Raw genomic sequence first — 19,786 nt, forward strand, 5'->3', positions numbered from 1 at the left:
GCATGCATAACAATTTTAAAATGTATAAAAGTATATTCGATTTCAAAAGTACAACAATTACACAAAAATCATGAAAATTTTGGTTTGTATATCGAGTGTGCCGGATACGACCTCCCGGATTGCTTTCGAGGAAGGAAACACCCGGTTCGCTAAAGCAGGGATCCAGTACATTATTGGTCCGTATGATGATTATGCTTTGGCCCGTGCCGTTGAACTTAAAGAAGCCGGTGGCGGATCAGTGACCGTGCTGAACGTCGGGAAAGCCGATGCCGAACCACAGATCCGCAAGGCCCTGGCCATTGGCGCCGATGATGCCGTACGCATTGATGCCGAACCCGCCGATTCGTATTTTGTGGCATCTGAAATAGCATCGTATGCCAGAGACAAGGGATTTGACCTGATCCTGATGGGCCGTGAAACCACCGATTACAACTCGGGTGTGGTACACGGTATAGTAGGGGAGATGCTGGGGATTCCCTCGTTCTCACCCGTGATGGAGCTCAATGTGGAAGGCAATAAGGTATTGATAGCCAAAGAGATTGAAGGCGGGAAGGAAAAGCTGGAGACCTCGCTGCCCGTAGTGCTGGGCTGCCAGGAGCCGATCGCCGAATGGAAAATTCCGAGCATGCGGGGAATCATGAGCGCCCGAACCAAGCCGCTGGCTGTGGTGCCTCCTTCTGCCGGTGCGCTGACCGACGTCCGTTCGTACGAATTGCCACCTGCCAAGGGAGCGGTGAAAATGATTCCGGCAGAAGAGGCCGGTACGTTGATCCGCCTGCTGAAAACCGAAGCCAAAGTATTGTAAAATCCATTAAATCAAGAGATCATGACCGTTTTAATATTTGCCGAATTAGCAGACGGCAGCATCCGGAAAAATTCGCAGGAAGCCATCGTATACGGAGCAAAAGTGGCTTCGCAGACGGGCGGAAGCGCCCTTGTGCTCGCCATTGGTGAAGCATCAGAAGACGAGCTGGCCAAAGCCGGCCGTTTCGGCGCTGAAAAAGTGCTCTACGTGAAGAAAGACGAGAACATCATGGCCTATGCCCGGGTAGTCACCGAAGTGGTGAAAAGCACCGGTGCCACCGTGGTGGTAGCGGCCCGCTCAGCGCTGTCTGATGCCGTGCTGGCACGTGCTGCCGGTGCGCTGAAGGCCGGTTTTGCCGGTAATGTTACCTCCCTGCCTGACACCTCCTCCGGCTTTACCGTGACCCGGAGCATCTTTTCAGGCAAGGCATTTGCGCAAACCGCCATTACCAGCGATATCCGGATACTGGCCATCAAAAAGAACACCGTTGACGTGACCGAAGGGTCGGGTACCGCCCCGGTAGAAACCCTGAGCATAGATACCTCAGCAGAAGACGGCAGCGCTAAGATTTTATCGGTGGAAAAAGCTTCCGGAAGCATTTCCCTGCCCGAAGCCGACATCGTGGTGTCGGGCGGAAGAGGCATGAAAGGCCCTGAGCACTGGCAGCCGCTGCTTGACCTGGCAGAAGCTTTGGGCGCTGCTACAGCCTGCTCCAAGCCGGTTTCCGACCTCGACTGGCGCCCGCATCACGAGCACGTGGGACAGACCGGCGTAAAAGTAGCCCCCAATCTCTACATTGCCTGTGGCATTTCAGGGGCTATCCAGCACCTGGCAGGGGTAAACGCGTCTAAAGTGATCGTGGTGATCAACAAAGACCCGGAAGCTCCCTTCTTTAAGGCCGCCGACTACGGAATTGTGGGAGACGTATTTGACGTGCTGCCGAAGCTGACCGCAGCGGCAAAAGAGCTGTAATAAATAAAGTACAGATGCCTCTCTTATTTTCCTGGTAGAAGACCCGAAGGGATCAAATGTCTATAGCAACTACAGGCATTTGATACCTTCGGTCTGTTTTTGTTCCCGTACAATTATGCCTCAGGGTGTCCTTCACTGCGGCCATACTTTTCAACCCCTTTCCTGCGTTTCATTTAAAGAGAGAAATTTCGTAACTTTACACCTCTTTAACAGCCTGGAATGATTCTTGCCGGATCTTTCAGGGATTCGAACCAAAGTCTTGCATTTTGATAAAGTCATTTATACGGTTGGCCTTTTTCTTTGTCTTTATAACCCGGCTTTCTGCCCAGGAAGTGCTCTGGGCCAATAAAGTACTGGAAAAATCGTCAGAGACGGTAGATGAAAAATTCTCGCCGAAGCACCGGGCCGTGCAGGTGCTGGGCCCTCCCAGTGTATTGCCCCTGGCCGTGAGCTCGGCCTGCAGCTGGCGGCCGGCCGGTACCTCTTTTGGGGAAGATTATATTAAGGTAGGATTTGAAAAGGCCATCCGGGTCAGGCAGATCATTGTGGGGGAAACCGTAGGGCCCGGCGCAGTGGGCCGGATATTCGGGTATACAAAAGACAACAGGGAAATACTCCTCTTTGAAAATAAAGGGAACAACACCCGCCGCAAGGCCGGCATCTGGAACGAGATCATCCCCGAAACAGACCAGGAGATCGTGGCCGTGAAGCTGCTGATTGTGCATTCGCTGAACAAAGGCCCGAAAGAATACGATTGCATAGGCATCTCTGCCAGCAGTGAGCCGTTTATAGCACGGGTAAATGTAGCCGGGGGGCTCCCGCCTGACCTGGAGAAAATGAACCTGGGGGCAGCGGTCAATTCACGGTACAGCGAAGTGGCTCCGCTGGTTTCGCCTGACGGCCGTTATCTCTATTTTACCCGGCTGGATCACCCTAAAAATTATACTCTCCCGAACAAAAATGCAGAAGGCGAGCCCAGCCTTGATGTCTGGGTTTCAACCTTGTCAAAAACGGGCGACTGGGAGCCCGCCCGGAACATGAGCACCTCTATCCACAACAGCTCCAAAAATGCCGCTGCAACCATTGCCATGGACGGCAAAAGTATATTTGCCCTCAATGTGGAGGTGGCACCGGGGAAATACGATGCCGGCCTGACCAAGGTAAGCCTGAAAAACAACAAATGGGTCAATAAGCGCCCCCTGAAGATTGCCGATTTTGAAGCGCTCAGCTACTACAATCAAAACGATCGCAAGCCGAAAAAAGAAACCGAATTTTCCATGAGCTCCGACGAGCAGTTCCTGGTCATGGGGCTGGTCAGGAAAGAAACTTACGGTGATAAAGACCTCTATGTTTCTTTCCGTACGGGTGAAAACGCGTACTCAAAGCCGGTGAACCTGGGCCCGGTGATCAATACGGCCGGAAACGAAGGGTCGCCTTTCTTGGCCGCCGATAACAAAACCCTTTACTTCAACTCCAATGGCCACCCCGGTTACGGCGATATGGATATTTTTATGACCACACGTCTCGACGACACCTGGACCAACTGGAGCGAGCCGGTCAACCTCGGTCCCCATATCAACAGCCCGCAGTTCGACGGCTATATTTCCATTCCGGCTTCCGGAGAATACGCTTATTTCAGCTCGGCCAAAAACTCTATGGGGCTTGATGACCTGTTCAAGGTCAGGCTGTTCCCGGGTATCAAACCGGAAGCGGTGATGATGCTCGACTTCAAATTCGTGGATAAGACTACGAAAAAAGAGCTCCGGCCTGAAATCTCCCTGCAGCGGTCGGGTAACCGGATGGATTTTATTTCCGATGACGAAACGGGCTTTTTCAAAACTGTGCTGCAGGCCGGGTTTACCTATGAGCTCACGGCCAGCCTGGAGGGATACCCGCCGTTCCGCAAGAGCATAGATCTGCGCCGGACTACCGAATATACCGAGCTGCAGGAAGTATATGAGCTGGAAGCCCCCGCCACTGCCGCTGCCGCCCCTCTGCAAAACACGGAAACGGTGACAACCCCGCCGGCCCGGAAAGAATCCTCACCTGCTGCTGCCGTTCGGGAAACCCCGGTAAAAAAAGCAGGCACGGAAGCCGGTAAAGAGCCGGAAAGCGTGGCTGACCTGGTGCTGGAAGCCGGCAGGAAGCTGGTGCTGAAGGAAGTATATTTTGACCAGAGCAAAGCGGAAATCCGGGAGGAATCGTACGCCGAGCTCGACAGGATCCGGAAGATCATGGTTGAAAATCCATCTATGGAAATCCTGCTGGAAGGGCATACCGATAACCAGGGCGATGCAGCCTTAAACTTTAAGCTGGCAGAAGAAAGAATCACCAACGTGAAAAACTACCTGACCGCCGACGGTAAAATCTCGCCCGACAGGATAGCCGTGAAATCATGGGGACAATACCGGCCTTTGCAAAAGAACACCACCGAAGAGGCCCGAAGGAAAAACCGGAGGGTTGAATTTACTATCACTAAAATGTAATAATTTTGCTAAAATTTAAATCTTATGATTCCAAAATTGCTTTTGGTTTTGCCTTGCTACAACGAAGAAGCTATTCTGCACATCACCAACACAAAGCTGAATGATTTCTGTGATTCGCTGATCAGCCGGGGGCTGATCAGTAACGAAAGCAGGATCTGTTACGTGAACGACGGCAGCCGGGATGCCACCTGGGACATCATCGAGGCGTTGGCTGCCACAAACCCGCGGGTACTGGGAGTGAAGCTTTCGCGTAACTTCGGCCACCAGAATGCGCTCCTGGCCGGGTTGTTTGAATACAAAGGACTTTTCGACTGCTATATATCTATTGACGCCGACCTGCAGGATGACCTTAACGCCATCATCCCCATGCTGGAAAAATACCGCGAAGGCGCCTCGGTCGTATACGGTGTGCGCGACGACCGCAGCAGCGACACCTTTTTTAAGAAATTTACGGCCGAAACATTTTACAAGATGATGCTGTGGCTGAAAGTACCCGTAATTTTTAACCACGCCGACTTCCGGCTGATTGATAACCGGGTGCTCACCGAGCTGGAAAACTACCGGGAAGTAAACATGTTCATCCGGGGCATCATTCCCACTATCGGCCTGAAGAGCGAGAAAGTGTTCTACAAGCGCCTGGAAAGAGAAGCGGGGGAAACCAAATACCCGTTGAAAAAAATGCTTACGTTTGCCTGGAACGGCGTGACCTCTTTCTCCGTTATGCCCATGCGTTTTGTGCTGTGGTTCGGGGCCTTCAGCTTCGTGCTTTCTGCCATCCTGGCCATTTACGTGCTGTATACCAAATTTGCCGGGGTAACCACGGCCGGCTGGACTTCCACGCTGCTGATGATGGCCTTTTTTAACGGCAGCAACATGCTGGCCATCGGGCTGATCGGCGAGTATATCGGGAAAATATACGAAGAAGTGAAGGCTCGCCCGCGCTATATTGTGGAAAAGAGCTCACCGGTAAGGGACTAGCCGGCAGCAGGGGACTTACACAGAAATTAGAAATTAGAAAGCAAACAGCGGTCTGCCGCGAGGCTGGCAGTGGAAAACAGATACCAATGAAATAGCTGTTAGAAGTTAGACATACTATAAGACGCGCCTTAGGTCGCCGAAGCTAACAGCTAATTTCTAACCGCTATAAATTTATATAAATGAAGAAATACTTTCTCCTCTTCCTCCTTGCCGGTATCGCGCTGGGTCTCCGTCTCTACCGGCTGGATGCACGGGGACTGATCACCGACGAGAAATTTACCCTGCTGAATGCCAACGGCTTCTGGGTAGACGGAGCCAACCAGTCGGCTTTTAAGAAAGACTATTTTACGGCAGCTGACTTCTGGGAGGAGAAAGGCGTACGCGACTACCTGGATGCCAGTGCGCATGCCGATTTCGGAACCCACATGGTACACAATACCGTGCTGCATTACTGGATGAAAGCCTTCGGGAACTCCGATTATTCCGTGCGGCTGCCCGGCACGCTCTTCAATGTGCTTACAGTTATCCTCCTCTTCCTGCTGGTTCTCAAATACTTCGGAAGCTATCGGATGGCCTTCCTGGCGGGCCTTTTCCTGGCCGTTGACCCGCTGAATGTAGCCCAGAGCCATATTGCGCGCAGCTACCCGCTCTCCTTTTTCCTGATCACCCTCAGTACGGAATACTTTATCCGGATCGTACGCCGGGAGGCATCCGTCAAAAACTTTGTCATATATACTTTGCTGGTGGCACTGGCCCTGCTGAACCACTACATAAACTTCTTTATCCCCCTGGCGCACGGGTTGATCTTCCTGGTTCTCCGCAATAAAAAGCAGCTCTGGCCGGGGTTTATTGCTGCTGCGGCATTCAATGCCCTGCTGCTTTTTTACTGGTTCAACTGGGGCGGCGGCTATACCGCCATGGGGTTCCTGAAAGATAAAAATGAGCTGCACAGGAAGATCGCCGAGAACCAGAACGATGACCTGAGCATGACCATCCAGAAATCTACGCCCGACCTCATCGTTAAAAAAGCCATCGGCCTGTATTACGATATCGGCGTGCTGGGGCACGGTCTTTTTGACCGGGTCAAAGGAGTGAAGGTTTTTTTGAGCTCCTTCCTGTTCTTTGCAGCGGTAATGCTGGCCGTACAATACAAAAAGCGGGTGTGGGTCAGGTACGGGTCGGTCGTGCTGGCCTTGCTGATCCTGGCCCTGCAGGCAACGTACATAACGGGTATCCTGGTATCGGCCGGTATTTTTGTGATTCTTTACTTTGCCTGGAAAGCCCTGCGCGAAAGCTATGTTTTTGAATCGGAAAAGGGACAGTTTGTATGGCTGATGACCGGTTTCCTGATGCTTATCCTGCCGGTGCTTTTCGTGGTTAACGATGCTTACAGCAACGGCAACACCACCAGCCTTACCCACCGCTACATTGGCAATGCCTCACCGTTTGTAGTCATTCTTATAGCCGTAGGAATGGTCAGGGCGGCAGATTTCCGTTTCGGATTCCTGCTGTGGATGGCTTTTATCACGGTAGTGCAGGCCGGAAGCATACGGAAAGGACTAAACGATTACTTTGCCGACCGTTCGGTGTACAACGCCTGGTTTGTGCCGGCACGGGTGAGCAATCCCTACCGGCAGGTAGCAGAGCGGCTTCAGGAACAGGCGATGCCCGGAGATACGGTGCTTATTCCCGGAGCATATAAAGATAAATACCAGGAACGTTTTAACCCGGATATGGAAATATCCTATAAAGATGCACAATTCCTGAACCTCTACCTCAGCAAAGACTTCACCGTACCGCAACGGGTAGACCCGCAGGAGCGTGAAAAACTGTACCTGAAGAGGGAGAGTGGAGAAAAAGTGCTTATTTTTGACTTTAAAGGCGAGGAATACCGATACTAATCAATGAAAATAAAGATTATCATGCCGGTTTACAACGATTGGGAGGCTCTGAAGCTCCTGGTCAGCAGAACCGATGAGCTGTATAAAAACAAAGGCTACCAGATTTCTTACCTGGCTGTAGACGACTGCTCCAGCATTCCGTATAATGCCGAAGATTTTAAGGAGTTTGACCTCCAGGTCATTCACCTGATCAGCAACCAGGGGCATCAGCGGGCCATCGCCATCGGGCTTTCGTATTTTGCAGATAACCGGAGCGCCGACATCGTGATTGTCATGGATTCTGACGGGGAAGATCAGCCCGAGCATATCGAAGACCTGCTGGCCAAAGCGGCCGGAGAACCCGATAAGATCATATTTGCCCAAAGAAAAAAACGGACCGAATCTTTCGTGTTCAGGTTTTTTTACCGCATCTATAAGCTGGTATTCAAGCTGATGACCGGTAACGTGATCACCTTCGGTAACTACAGCCTAATTCCTGCCCACAAGGTGAAGAAGCTGGCCAATGTTTCGGAGCTCTGGAACAACTACCCCGGGGCCATCATCCGCTCCCGGCTGCCGTTTGACTCGGTGCCGCTCGACAGGGGCGTACGGCTGGCCGGGAAATCAAAGATGAACTTCAGCTCACTGGTGCTGCACGGCATGAGTGCGGTTTCGGTATTCCTGGATATCACCGCGGTGCGTATCGTGATGTTTGCCGCCGTCATGATCGTTTCGTCGGTGGTGGGGGTTTTTGTTGTGCTCTACTTTAAATATGGGCTGGGCCAGGCTACACCGGGTTGGGCCACCAGCGTTATTTCGGGGCTGTTTATCGTATTTATACAAGGGTTTTTTATCGCCTTGTTTATTCTTTTTATGGTGCTGAGCTCCAGGCGCTACACCAGCTTTATCCCGTATTTCGGCTATAAAAAATTTATTGAATCTGTAGAGTGACCTTTTCCGAATACCTCCTGGCCAAAAAAATTGATGCCGCCCGTTTTCAGTCGGCAGAGCCTGCCCTTTACCGGGAATGGGAAGAAGAATTCGGGCTGATGCATCCCGAAAGTTTTACTGTGCGTAAAAAATATAAAATTAACCCGGTCAGGAGGAAATACCTTTTAAGCGAGAAGTGAAAAGTGAAAAACTAAAAATCAGGATACCTTTTCTTTTCACTTTTAGCTTTTAAATTTTAAGTTTTTTGCCTAACATTGTGGTCAAAATATATCTGATTATTTATGAATTTTCCTGAAGGAATCAAGTACACCGAAGAACACGAATGGATCAGCCTTGAAGGAGACGTGGCGACCATCGGCATTACTGACTTTGCACAAAGCGAATTGGGAGATATTGTCTTCGTAGAAGTGGAGACAGTGGGCGAATCTCTGGGTAAAAATGAGATCTTCGGTACGGTAGAAGCCGTGAAAACCGTTTCTGATCTTTACCTGCCCGTGAGCGGTGAAGTGCTGGAAGTAAATGCAAGACTGGCCGATGAGCCCGAGCTGATCAACAACGACCCGTTTGGAGAAGGGTGGATCATTAAGCTTAAGGTAGATAATGCGGCCGATGTTGACGCGCTGATGGATGCAGACGCATACAAAGAATCGGTGGGGCATTGATTATGAATTCGAAAGATTAAAATAACAGGTAGCCCATAAGTGGGCTATTTTTTTGTACAGGAATGAAGCTGGTAATTCAAAACGTTAAAGTTGCAGATAAAAATTCCTCCTTCAACGGGAAAACCGTTAGCCTTCAGACAGAAGGAGGAAAGATCACCCGGATATCCGGGACCCCGCTGACCGGCACAGACTCCGAAGTTTTTGATGCTGCGGGAATGCACGTTTCTCCCGGTTGGGCAGATGGCGGCGCTCACCTGAAAGACCCGGGATACGAATGGCTGGATGACCTGGCTTCGCTCAGCGATGCCGCAGCCCATGGCGGCTTTACCAAAGTGCTGGGGTTTCCGAATACGCAACCCGTGGTGCAGAGCAAAGAGGCCATAAGCTATTTCACCCGTTTCAATACCGGCAGTGCGGTTCAGCTGCTGAATCTGGCGGCCGTAACCCGCAATTGCAAAGGCGAAGACTTCACCGATATGATTGATCTGAAAACAGGCGGTGCAGCCGGTTTTTCAGACGGCCGTGAGGCCATTCAGAACTCCGATATATTTCTTAAAACGCTGCAATACCTCGAACCCCTGGATACCGTGCTGGTGGTTAAGTCGGAAGACCGCTACCTGAGCATGTACGGGCAGATGCACGAAGGGGTCACCAGCACCCTGCTGGGCCTGAAGGGGATCCCCTCGGCGGGTGAAGAGCTGATGATCATGCGGAACCTGAAGCTCCTGGAGTACAGCGGGGTAAAATCAGAAAGGCCCGTTCTTCATTTTTCCACCATCTCCACCCGCGGAGCCGTAGAGCTGATCAGGGAGGCAAAGCAAAAAGGCCTTCCCGTTTCCTGCGATATTGCAGCGCATCACCTGGTGTTTACGGAAGAAGACCTCATGGGTTTTGATACCAACCTCAAAGTGTATCCGCCCTTCCGTTCGGCCGATGACATCGAAGCCCTGAAAGAGGGGCTGAAAGACGGCACCATTGATATGATCGTATCTGACCATAACTCCTGGGATGAAGAGCACAAAACCCTTGAATTTGATGCGGCAGAGTTTGGCGCAACAGGCCTGCAGACCGTGTTCCCGGTAGTGCTGGAATACGGCGGGGTAGAAGCCGTGCTGGAGAAGCTGGTGTACAATCCCCGGAAGATCTTCCGCCTGCCTGTTACCCGTATTGAAGAAGGCCACGCCGCAGACCTGACCGTTTTTTCGACTGAAGAACGGTATCTTTTCTCGGAAAGCCTGATCCGGTCAAAAGGGAAAAACTCGCCGTTCCTGGGGCGTGAGCTGAAGGGAAGGGCCAAAGCGATTTTAAATAACGGATTTTTTAAAGTGAATCACTCATGAACCGGCTCGTAAAAAATGCGTTGATCTTCGGAACCATAGCAGGTGTAACCTGTTTCCTGTTCTTCCTGGTGCTGTACGGGATGAGCGATAACCCCCTTTCCCTGCGCAGGCCTGATCTTGGCATCAATATTATATTTATCGGCTCGGCCATCTGGTACTACAAGCGGTCGAATAACGGGTATCTCCACTTCTACGAAGGGTTTTCTATAGGCTTCCTGACGAATATCCTGGCTGCTTTAATCACCGGAGTGCTTATTTTCCTATTTTTGCAATTCATAGACGGGCAACCTCTTGAAAGGTGGATGACGGAAAGCCGGCAAATGCTTATCGCTGACCGTGCAAGGAGCAAAGACCTGATGAGCGAAGAAACCTTTCAGACCTTGCTGGATTCTTTCGGGAAGAAACGCCCGTCAGTGGTTATCGGAGATGAGCTCCTGTACAAACAACTGGCCGTTGTTGCGGTTACTCTCTTCAGTATGGCTATGCGTAAAATCAAACCTTTATAAATATGGAAAAAGTATCTACAGCAAGAATTGCCCTGAAATGGGGATTAATTTATGGTTTGTTAAGTGTAGTGGTAACTACCATTATCTATACATTTAATCTTCTTTCCCAGCAATGGATAAGCTCAGTGGTCTCGATACTGCTTTCGTTCGGCGTGCTGTTCCTGGCTTTCAGGGAATTCAGGGAACTGAACGGCGGCTTTATGAGCTTCGGCCAGGGCCTCGGCCTGGGCATGCTGTTATTCGTTACCGGGGGGGTGCTGGCTGCCGGTTTTGATATCGTCTATAAAAAAGTCATTGATCCCGGTATAATTGATAAAATCCTGGAAATGACCGAAATGCAATATGAAAAATCAGGACTGTCACCGGATGCCATTGAAAAGGCTATGGAATCGGCCAAACCTTTTATAGCCGGTCCGCTGGCCCCTGTGGTGGTCATATTTTCATTTGCCCTTACCGGCTTTATCTGTTCGCTGATCATGGCGGCTATCATGAAAAAGAACCCGCCCGTGTTTGAATAAATATGTGGAGTATCTTTAGGAAAGAAGTTGCTGTATTTTTTAATTCGCTGATCGCCTACATCGTTATAGGGGTATTCCTGCTGCTGAACGGGCTGCTGTTCTGGTTGTACCCCGAAACGAGCATACTGGACTACGGTTATGCGGAAATGGATGGCTTTTTTCAATGGTGTCCCTATATCCTCCTGTTCTTCGTGCCCGCCATTACCATGCGGATGTTCTCGGAAGAGCTGCGGTCGGGTACCATTGAATTCCTGTTGACAAGACCGGTCTCCCTGCCGGCGGTTATCGGTGGCAAATACCTCTCCTGCATCTTTATTATCGTGCTGGCGTTGCTGCCTACGCTGATTTACTATATCAGCTTATATCAGCTGGGAAACCCCGTAGGGAATATTGATTCGGCGTCTGTGGCCGGTTCGTACTTCGGGCTGGTGCTGCTGGCCTCGGTTTATGCGGCAGTAGGGCTGTTTATGTCTTCCGTGACCCGTAATCAGGTGGTGGCCTTTCTCCTGACGGCCGTGGTTTGCTATATCCTCATGGCAGGACTGGAGCAGGTTTCGGGCCTGTTTTCAGGAGGTGTACAGTTTATCTTATCCTATCTCGGGCTCAGCTTTCACTACAGTTCCCTGGGAAAGGGTGTTATTGACAGCCGTGACGTGATCTTTTTTGTGAGCGTTGCCTTTGTTTTCCTGGTTCTGACCTTATCATCATTAAACAACATCAGAAAATGATCTCGTTAAAAATTTTTCATATCAACTCATTCAGCTCCGAAGACTTCAAAGGCAACCCGGCAGGGGTAGTGCCGCTTGATTTCTGGATCTCGGATGCATTGATGCAGAAAATAGCTAACCAGAACGGGTTGTCGGAAACAGCTTTTTTTGTTAAAACTATCCGCGGCTTCTCTATTCGCTGGTTTACGCCCGATGTGGAAGTGCCACTCTGCGGACACGCCACTTTGGCTGCCGGTTATGTGCTCATTGAGTATATGGGGCACCCGGAAGACCGCATCCTGTTCGAATCGCGTAGCGGCGACCTGGAATTTGTAAAAAAAGACGACATCTATTACCTCGACTTCCCGGCGTTTGAGCCCGAAGAAAAAGATTTTGACTTCCCTTTTCAAAAAGTGCTGGGTATCAGTCCGGTGCAGGTGCTGCAGGCCAATGAAGATGTGATGGCGGTATTTGAATCGGAAGAAGATATTCTCCGGATCCGGCCCGATTTCAACGCCCTGGCCCGCCTGAAAGCCCGCGGACTGATCGTTACGGCGCCCGGCAGAACCGTTGATTTTGTTTCCCGCTTCTTTGCGCCCGGCCTGGGCATTAACGAAGACCCCGTAACGGGTTCATCCTTCACCAAGTTGTTCCCTTACTGGGCCAAAAAATTGAATAAAACTGTTTTTGAAGCCCGGCAAATATCCGACAGGGGCGGAAAAGTAGTAGGTGAATACAAAGGCGACCGGGTACTGATAGGGGGCGATGCCGCTGCCTACCTCAGGGGTGAAATATATGTCAAAAATCAATAGGGACGTAACTGCTTCGAATACAATATTTAAGCATTTACTTGACAACCCCTGTTCTGATTTCGTACTTTTGCGCTTATTTTCAACAAATGGGCTGCCTGACGGGTGATTACCAGGCGGCTTAATTAATGGTTCCTAATGAAATTATCATCGTTTAAATTCGATCTTCCAAACAGTCTTATCGCACAACATCCATACCAGGACCGGGACGGCGCCCGGATGATGGTGCTGCACCGCAAGACCGGAAAAATAGAGCATAAGAAATTTACAGATATTATTGACTACTTCAGCGACGGCGACGTGATGGTGGCAAACGATACCAAAGTGTTTCCCGCCCGTTTATACGGTTCCAAAGAAAAAACCGGTGCCAAGATTGAAGTTTTCCTCCTCCGTGAGCTTAACCGTGAAATGCGCCTTTGGGACGTGCTCGTAGATCCGGCCCGGAAGATCCGGGTGGGCAACAAGCTCTATTTCGGAGACAGCGACCTGGTGGCGGAAGTCATAGACAATACCACCTCAAGAGGGAGGACCATCCGTTTCCTTTTTGACGGTAACCACGAGGAAATGATGGCCACCATCTACCAGCTGGGTGAAACGCCGATTCCCAAAGACATTCTTCAGCGCGAAGTGGCCGACCACGACGAAGAGCGGTTCCAGACCATCTTTGCTACCCATGAAGGGGCCGTGGCCGCTCCTATAGCCGGCATGCACTTTACCAAAAACATTGTGCGCAGAATGGAGATTAACGGGGTCGACTTCGTGCCGCTTACCCTGCATATCGGTATCGGAACGTTCCGCCAGGTAGAAGTAGAAGACCTTACCAAGCACAAAACCGACTCGGAAAACTTTGCCATACCCGAAAAAACCTGTGAAGTGGTTAACCGGGCCCTTGATGAAAATAAGCGGGTTTGTGCCATCGGAAGCACTTCCCTGCGGGCCATGGAGTCTTCTGTTTCGGCCAATAACCGCCTGAAGCCCCTGGAGAATGCCTGGACAGATAAGTTTATCTTCCCGCCCTTCGACTTTAAAATTGCGAATGCGTTGCTGACCAACTTCCATTTGCCGGAATCGATCCTGCTGATGACTACCTGCGCTTTTGGCGGTTATGAAACAGTCATCGAAGCTTACCAGGTAGCCATCAAGGAGAAATACAAATTCTTCACGTATGGCGATGCGATGTTGATCATATAATAAGTACCGGGTGCTTCGAAAAATCGCCATCATAGTAGCCAGCGGCACAGGCAGCCGCATGGGCGGGGAGGTTCCCAAACAATTTCTTCTGCTCAAAGGGAAACCTGTGCTGGTTCATACCCTGGAGAAATTCCTGAGTATCGGCGGGTGCGAGGTTTTCCTGGCTTTGTCAGAAGCCGGTCTGGCCGCCTGGGAACCCATAGCACGGGAATACCTGCCTGACGCCCCTCTTACGCTCGTAAAAGGCGGGGAAACCCGTTTTCACTCGGTTAAAAATGCCCTGGCCGCTATTGAAGAAGAAGGGGATGCCCTGGTGGCTATCCACGACGGTGTCAGGCCTTTTGTTACCCTGAATATCCTGCTGAACTCGTTTGTGGCGGCAGAAAGCTTCGGGGCGGTAGTGGCCTGCGTAGATAGTAAAGACTCGGTGCGCATAACCGGTGACGAAGGAAACCACGCCCTCAACCGGAACCGGGTCAAGCTGATCCAGACTCCCCAGACTTTTCGCCTGTCGGTGCTGAGAGAGGCCTTTAAAGTGGCCTACGATGAGCGCTTCACAGACGATGCCTCGGTAGTGGAAAATAGCGGCAACCCCATCCACCTTATCGAAGGGAGCTACTCCAACATAAAGCTTACTACACCCGAAGACCTGGCCCTCGGCGAGCTGATCCTGGAAAACAGCGAAAGTTAAGGCACACCTGGCAGACCGGGTACTCCATTGAAAAGCAAGTCAACGGGTAAGCCATGCGGCTCACCCGTCACCCGTAATTAAACACTCACCACCCCGATCTCTTTCTCCTTCTCTCCGAATTTCTTCCCGTAATTCTCTCTGAACAGTTCCGCCAGCTTCCGGCTCTCTGTTTCGTACAGCGCCTTATCTGTCCAGGTATTGGCCGGGTTTAAGAGGTGGGAGGGTACACCAGGACAGCTCAGGGGCATTTCAAGGCCAAAAACGGGATGCGGCTGGGTGATCGTATCCTTCAGGCTGCCGTTTAAGACCGCCCGGATCATAGCCCGGGTATAGCTCAGCCGTATCCTTTCGCCCGTACCGTATCCACCCCCTGTCCAGCCCGTGTTGACCATCCATACACTCACCTCATCCCGGTCAATTCTCTCTCTCAGCATTTCGGCGTAAACGTGTGGGGCCAGTGGCAGGAAAGGGGCACCAAAGCAGGTGCTGAAGGTGGGCCGGGGCTCTTTAACACCTTCTTCGGTGCCGGCAATCCGTGCGGTATACCCGCTCAGGAAATAATACATGGCCTGCCGGGGAGATAGCCGGCTAAGTGGCGGAAGCACTCCGAATGCATCACAGGTCAGGAAAAATATGTGCCGCGGACTGCCCGCTACCGACGGGATCACCGCGTTATCGATATACGCCAGGGGGTAGCTTACACGGGTGTTTTCGGTAACTGACCGGTCGGCATAATTAATGCGGTTGCTGCCTTCAAAGAAAGTCACATTCTCTACCAGGGCATGATCTCTGACCGCCCGGAAAATCTGGGGCTCCTTTTCCGGCGACAGGTCGATCACCTTGGCATAGCACCCGCCTTCTATATTGAAAATCCCTTTATCCGTCCAGGCATGCTCGTCATCGCCTATAAGCCTCCGTTCGGCATCGGCGCTGAGCGTGGTCTTGCCCGTTCCGCTCAGGCCGAAAAACAGGGCCACGTCGCCGTCTGCCCCCTGGTTGGCGCTGCAGTGCATGGTCAGCACGTTTCTCTCCTTCGGCAGCAGGTAGTTCATTACCGTAAACATTCCCTTTTTAATCTCGCCGGTATAACCGGTACCGCCGATCAGTATGGTCTTATGCGCCAGTGAAATAACCGCAAAATTTTGCTGCCGGGTACCGTGCACGGCCGGATCAGCCCTGAAGCCGGGCGCCTGTATAATCTTCCACTCCGGGATGAAAAGCTCGCCGGGTGTTCGGCAGATAAACATGTTGCAGACAAACAGATTGCTGTCGGGCCATTCATTGAGGCAGGTAACGGCAATGCGGTAATCCGGGTCGGCTCCTGCATATACCTCCTGCTCCCAAACCTCTTCCTTTTGATCGAGGTAGCGGAGAATATCTTCCCGGAGCTTCAGAAAATAAGCTTCCTCTATCGGGATATTGAACTCGTTCCAGTCAATATCGGCGGCAGAAGCGTTCTCACGTACAAAAAACTTGTCTTTGGGGCTCCTTCCGGTGAATTGCCCGGTACGGATGACCAATGTGCCGTTTTCGCCGAGTGTGGCAACGCCCAGGCGCAGGCAATGCTGTTTGAGCTCTTCGGGGGAGAGGTTTTTGTGAATGTTCATTGTGGCTGAGATTAAATTAGGATTTAAGGCCTTTAATTGCCAATTTTGGCGGATCAAAAGGCCCTTTATCCCGGTTGATTTTATTGATGAAATATTTGTTTTGTGCAAATTTATAGAAAAATATATACGAATCTTGTTATGACAATTATTAAAATAAATTATTAATTATTTTATATATTCATATTTCAATAAATTGATATTCAGGTAAATGGGTTTTGAAGTATAGAATTGTTTATTTTGTATTGCAATTTTTTCTTAGATAATTCTAAAATTTGGTTTATGAGAAAAATTATAAAATTTCTTTTGGTAGTGCTGGCTGTGCTTCTGGTCGTGGTGCTGCTAATGGTACAGCGGATAGAAAGAACACCGTATAAGGAAACGGCCCATTATAAAGCATGGAAGAGCCAGGTGCTTGACCTGCCTGTGCAAACCGGTACCTGCCGGGTAGGGTGGGCTCTGCAGAACATCACTCCCGCTAAGCCCGTTCCCCTGGCCGGCTACGGTAAGCGGCGGGGCCGTCACTATGAATCGGTGCATGATTCGGTTTATGTGCGGTCAGTAGCTTTGGAAATGGGTGCCGGGCAGGTGTTTTTTGTATCGGCAGACCTGCTGTTTATTCCGCCTAAAGTAGTTGAAGCGCTGAAAAAGAAGCTGAAAAACCAGGGCATCCGCCTGAAAGACATTCATTTCTCCGCCACCCACAGCCACAGCAGCATCGGCGGCTGGGAGAGCACCCTTACCGGTGAATTGTTTGGCGGGAAATACGACCCTGAAGTAGTGGAGCTCCTGGCTCAGCGGTTCCTGAAAGCCATACTGGCTTCGGCACGTGATCTCAGCGAAGGAAGCGTAAGCTATTCGGAAGTGGTGGACGATGACGACGTACGGTACCGGATCAACCTGCCCGGCGGAGTGCGCGACAAGGAGATCAGGGCCCTGACCTTTACGAAAAAAACCGGTGATAAAGCCTACCTGATCACCTATGCGGCCCACAGCACAACCCTCAGCGACGGTAACCTGCAGTTGTCGAGAGACTACTCCGGCGTGCTGGTAGACTCGCTCCGGCCGGCCTTTGCCGTTTATATGGCCGGGGCCGTGGCCGGTATGGGGCCGGTAGAACGGGGAGTAACCGAATTTGATGAGGCCAGGAACGAGGGACTGAGTGTATTGTACTATTTTAACCAGCGGAAAGAAATTCCCCTGGGCGACACCCTCGTGTCGGCACTTATCCGGGTGCCTTTGCCCGAACCAACCGCCCGCCTGACCCGCCACCTGGCCTTGCGCCCCTGGGTGTTTAAACGCTTCTTCGGAGATTATGAAGCCTTTATTAAAGTAACCCGTGTGGGCAATACGCTGCTGCTGGGCATGCCGGCTGATTTCTCGGGCGAAATTATGGTGGAGCTTGATGCATACGCCCGTAAAAAAGGCCTTAACCTGGTAGTTACCAGCTTTAACGGGGGATATATTGGCTATATTACGGCCGATAAGCTGTATGACTCCGGGCATTATGAAACCGTAACGATGTCGTGGTACGGCTACCAGAACGGCGGCTATTTCAAAGAAATTTCAGAAGATATCATTGACCAGGTAGCCCTTAAAAACCGTTAATCCCTGTGTTCTTTGTGCCTTTTCCTGGTGTACTTTGTGAAAAAGCAGATTTTTACAAAGCACACCAAGTCGGTTTCACTAAGCACACAAAGTTTGGAAACGAATAGTAAAATTCTTCTTATTTTTCCGACCTTTGCGTCACATTTAGAGGAATTATGAGAATTGAAATTATTTCCGGTAGCCCCCGCCAGGGCAGCATAACTTTCCGTATAGCCCGGCACCTGCACCATGTATTTCAGGGTAAAGACGGAGTAGAAGCGGGCCTGATAGATGTTCGTGATTACGCCCTTCCCTTCGTGCAGGAAGTGTGGACTACCCCGGCTAAAGTTCCGGCTGAATTTAAAGACCTGGGCGACCGGATCTTCTCGGCCGATGCCTTCATCCTGGTTTCACCGGAATATAACGGCGGATATTCTCCCGCCCTGAAAAACCTGCTGGATCATTTCCCCAAGCAAAGCCGGAAGCCTTTCGGAATCGCCACCGGTACAGACGGTGCGCTGGGAGCCATGCGGTCGGCCCAGCAGCTTGTTCAGCTGGTAGCGGCGTTGTTTGGCGTTCTGAGCCCGCGCCTGCTCATCACACCGCACGCCGATAAGAAATTTGATAAAGAAGGTGTCCTCCTGGATAAAGATTTCCAGCCATCGATCGATATGTTTGTGGATGAATTTTTGTGGCTGGGACAGAAAATTGTGAAATAATCATGCTGAATAAAATATACCGGCTTGTGCTGTCCCTGCTGGTAGTTTCATCCGGAGCTATGTCGCAGGAGCCGGTAGCCGTGCCTCTTCAGGGAAACGCGTGGTTCTGTCACCCTACGGAGGCCGGCCAGCAAAAGTTTGACAAGACCGGTTTGCAGGGCTGGACAGAGGCAGACGGTGACGTATGTGTATTCTTTAGTGTCAATGCAACGGGTACCGTTCAGCTAGGGCTTACCGCCAGGGGCCGGACAGAGGTTTCAGTGATGCTGAACAACGAAACCCGTTCTGTAAAAATAGACCAGCCTGAATTTGCAAAAATTACGGCTGGCACTTTCAGGATAGAAGCACCCGGGTACCAGCGGGTGGTGATCAGGGGCAGAGGCGGAGCAGACATCAGTGACCTGCAGGTAGAAGGAGCTGCCCTGAGCGACGGGATCACCTACGTGAAAGACGATTTTTACTGGGGCAGGAGAGGGCCTTCGGTTCATCTCAACTACCCGATGCCTGAAGACCGCGATATCCGCTGGCTATACAACGAGATAACCGTTCCGGAGCACAACGATGTGCCGGGCAGCTATTATATGGCCAACGGCTTTGCCGAAGGCTATTTTGGCATCCAGGTCAATTCAGCTACGGAAAGGCGGATACTGTTTTCAGTGTGGAGCCCCTTTAAGACTGACGACCCGAAAAGCATACCGGAAGATCAGCGGATCATGCTGCTGAAGAAAGGCGAAGGCGTGCATACAGGCGAATTCGGTAACGAAGGCAGCGGCGGGCAGAGCTACAGGCGCTTCAACTGGATAGCCGGAAGCACCTACAGGTTTCTCACCCGGATAGAGCCGTCTTCTGTAAAGGGAAGCACAGAATACACCGCTTATTTTTATGCTCCTGAAACGGGAAAGTGGGAGCTCATTGCCTCTTTCAGAAGGCCGGCCACCGTAACCTATGCCAAACGGTTTCACTCTTTCCTGGAGAACTTTAACACGGGTACGGGGCACTTGCGGAGAGAAGTGGTCTTTTCCAACCAGTGGGTATGTGATACGCAGGGCGTATGGACAGAGCTGACCCGTGCGCGGTATACCGCCGATGCTACTGCCCGTAAAGGCAACCGGATCGACTATGCCGCCGGGGTAAAGAACGGGAAGTTTTTCCTGGCCAACTGCGGCTTTTTCTCTCCTAAAGTGCCTTTTAATACCGATTTTGAAAGAGCGGCAGGAAAAGCCGCCCCGGTGCCTGACCTGGGGGAGATTGAAAAGCTTTGAAAAGCTTTGAAAAGTTAAAAGATAAAAGTTAAAAACTAAAAGTTAAGGTACATTTGTTCATTATAATATATACTCAATGTTCCTTAACTTTTCACTTTTAGTTTTTCACTTTTCACTT

At 50.9% G+C, this 19,786-nt stretch carries 19 protein-coding genes; 18 read left to right on the forward strand and 1 reads right to left on the reverse strand.

Annotated features, from left to right (window positions below; all coding sequences use genetic code 11):
* The first annotated feature begins 70 nt into the window (after positions 1 to 70).
* From AB2U10_RS12880 to AB2U10_RS12950, 15 genes are all read left to right on the forward strand, one after another.
* Positions 71 to 805 (forward strand): electron transfer flavoprotein subunit beta/FixA family protein, encoded by a 735-nt coding sequence (locus AB2U10_RS12880; protein WP_367914982.1) that lies wholly within the window; start codon positions 71 to 73, stop codon positions 803 to 805.
* Positions 806 to 826: 21 nt separating this feature from the next.
* Positions 827 to 1,777 carry an electron transfer flavoprotein subunit alpha/FixB family protein gene (locus tag AB2U10_RS12885; protein ID WP_367914983.1) on the forward strand — a complete coding sequence of 317 codons (951 nt, stop codon included), beginning with the start codon at positions 827 to 829 and terminating at the stop codon, positions 1,775 to 1,777.
* Positions 1,778 to 2,043: 266 nt separating this feature from the next.
* Positions 2,044 to 4,263 carry an OmpA family protein gene (locus tag AB2U10_RS12890; RefSeq protein WP_367914984.1) on the forward strand — a complete coding sequence of 740 codons (2,220 nt, stop codon included), beginning with the start codon at positions 2,044 to 2,046 and terminating at the stop codon, positions 4,261 to 4,263.
* 24 nt (positions 4,264 to 4,287) lie between these two features.
* Positions 4,288 to 5,241: a glycosyltransferase family 2 protein gene (locus AB2U10_RS12895; RefSeq protein WP_367914985.1), complete on the forward strand. Its 954-nt coding sequence runs from the start codon at positions 4,288 to 4,290 to the stop codon at positions 5,239 to 5,241.
* Between the two features lie 179 nt (positions 5,242 to 5,420).
* The gene (locus AB2U10_RS12900) at positions 5,421 to 7,142 is read left to right on the forward strand and encodes a glycosyltransferase family 39 protein (protein ID WP_367914986.1); all 1,722 of its coding nucleotides are present in this window, start codon (positions 5,421 to 5,423) and stop codon (positions 7,140 to 7,142) included.
* A 3-nt stretch (positions 7,143 to 7,145) separates the two neighbouring features.
* A complete protein-coding gene (locus AB2U10_RS12905; protein ID WP_367914987.1) occupies positions 7,146 to 8,072 on the forward strand; it encodes a glycosyltransferase in 927 nt (308 codons plus the stop codon).
* Complete coding sequence (locus AB2U10_RS12910) at positions 8,069 to 8,251, forward strand: hypothetical protein (RefSeq protein ID WP_367914988.1); 183 nt, start codon at positions 8,069 to 8,071, stop codon at positions 8,249 to 8,251. The genes AB2U10_RS12905 and AB2U10_RS12910 overlap by 4 nt, the downstream gene beginning before the upstream one ends.
* A gap of 102 nt (positions 8,252 to 8,353) precedes the next feature.
* Entirely contained in the window at positions 8,354 to 8,734 is a 381-nt protein-coding gene (gene gcvH / locus AB2U10_RS12915) for a glycine cleavage system protein GcvH (protein WP_367914989.1), read from the forward strand.
* Between the two features lie 62 nt (positions 8,735 to 8,796).
* Entirely contained in the window at positions 8,797 to 10,074 is a 1,278-nt protein-coding gene (locus AB2U10_RS12920; RefSeq protein ID WP_367914990.1) for a dihydroorotase, read from the forward strand.
* A complete protein-coding gene (locus AB2U10_RS12925) occupies positions 10,071 to 10,580 on the forward strand; it encodes a DUF4199 domain-containing protein (RefSeq protein ID WP_367914991.1) in 510 nt (169 codons plus the stop codon). Before AB2U10_RS12920 ends, AB2U10_RS12925 begins: the two co-directional genes overlap by 4 nt.
* Positions 10,581 to 10,582: 2 nt before the next feature.
* The gene (locus AB2U10_RS12930; RefSeq protein WP_367914992.1) at positions 10,583 to 11,098 is read left to right on the forward strand and encodes a DUF4199 domain-containing protein; all 516 of its coding nucleotides are present in this window, start codon (positions 10,583 to 10,585) and stop codon (positions 11,096 to 11,098) included.
* A 2-nt stretch (positions 11,099 to 11,100) separates the two neighbouring features.
* Entirely contained in the window at positions 11,101 to 11,826 is a 726-nt protein-coding gene (gldF, locus tag AB2U10_RS12935; protein ID WP_367914993.1) for a gliding motility-associated ABC transporter permease subunit GldF, read from the forward strand.
* Positions 11,823 to 12,617: a PhzF family phenazine biosynthesis protein gene (locus AB2U10_RS12940; RefSeq protein ID WP_367914994.1), complete on the forward strand. Its 795-nt coding sequence runs from the start codon at positions 11,823 to 11,825 to the stop codon at positions 12,615 to 12,617. The genes gldF and AB2U10_RS12940 overlap by 4 nt, the downstream gene beginning before the upstream one ends.
* A 135-nt stretch (positions 12,618 to 12,752) precedes the next feature.
* The gene (queA, locus tag AB2U10_RS12945; RefSeq protein WP_367914995.1) at positions 12,753 to 13,805 is read left to right on the forward strand and encodes a tRNA preQ1(34) S-adenosylmethionine ribosyltransferase-isomerase QueA; all 1,053 of its coding nucleotides are present in this window, start codon (positions 12,753 to 12,755) and stop codon (positions 13,803 to 13,805) included.
* A 10-nt stretch (positions 13,806 to 13,815) separates the two neighbouring features.
* Positions 13,816 to 14,496 carry a 2-C-methyl-D-erythritol 4-phosphate cytidylyltransferase gene (locus AB2U10_RS12950; RefSeq protein ID WP_367914996.1) on the forward strand — a complete coding sequence of 227 codons (681 nt, stop codon included), beginning with the start codon at positions 13,816 to 13,818 and terminating at the stop codon, positions 14,494 to 14,496.
* A 77-nt stretch (positions 14,497 to 14,573) separates the two neighbouring features.
* Here AB2U10_RS12950 and pckA read toward each other — a convergent pair whose 3' ends face one another.
* A complete protein-coding gene (gene pckA / locus AB2U10_RS12955) occupies positions 14,574 to 16,211 on the reverse strand; it encodes a phosphoenolpyruvate carboxykinase (ATP) (protein ID WP_367914997.1) in 1,638 nt (545 codons plus the stop codon).
* Positions 16,212 to 16,382: 171 nt separating this feature from the next.
* Between pckA and AB2U10_RS12960 the strand changes: the two genes are divergently transcribed.
* The 3 genes from AB2U10_RS12960 (at position 16,383) to AB2U10_RS12970 (ending at position 19,668) form a co-directional block, all read left to right on the forward strand.
* Entirely contained in the window at positions 16,383 to 17,708 is a 1,326-nt protein-coding gene (locus tag AB2U10_RS12960) for a neutral/alkaline non-lysosomal ceramidase N-terminal domain-containing protein (RefSeq protein WP_367914998.1), read from the forward strand.
* 155 nt (positions 17,709 to 17,863) lie between these two features.
* Positions 17,864 to 18,406, forward strand: coding sequence for an NADPH-dependent FMN reductase (locus tag AB2U10_RS12965; protein WP_367914999.1), 543 nt, complete (start codon positions 17,864 to 17,866; stop codon positions 18,404 to 18,406).
* Positions 18,407 to 18,408: 2 nt separating this feature from the next.
* Positions 18,409 to 19,668: a DUF3472 domain-containing protein gene (locus AB2U10_RS12970; protein ID WP_367915000.1), complete on the forward strand. Its 1,260-nt coding sequence runs from the start codon at positions 18,409 to 18,411 to the stop codon at positions 19,666 to 19,668.
* Positions 19,669 to 19,786: the final 118 nt, after the last annotated feature.

It is taken from the genome of Leadbetterella sp. DM7 (assembly GCF_040829825.2).
Classification (GTDB): Bacteria; Bacteroidota; Bacteroidia; order Cytophagales; family Spirosomataceae; genus Leadbetterella.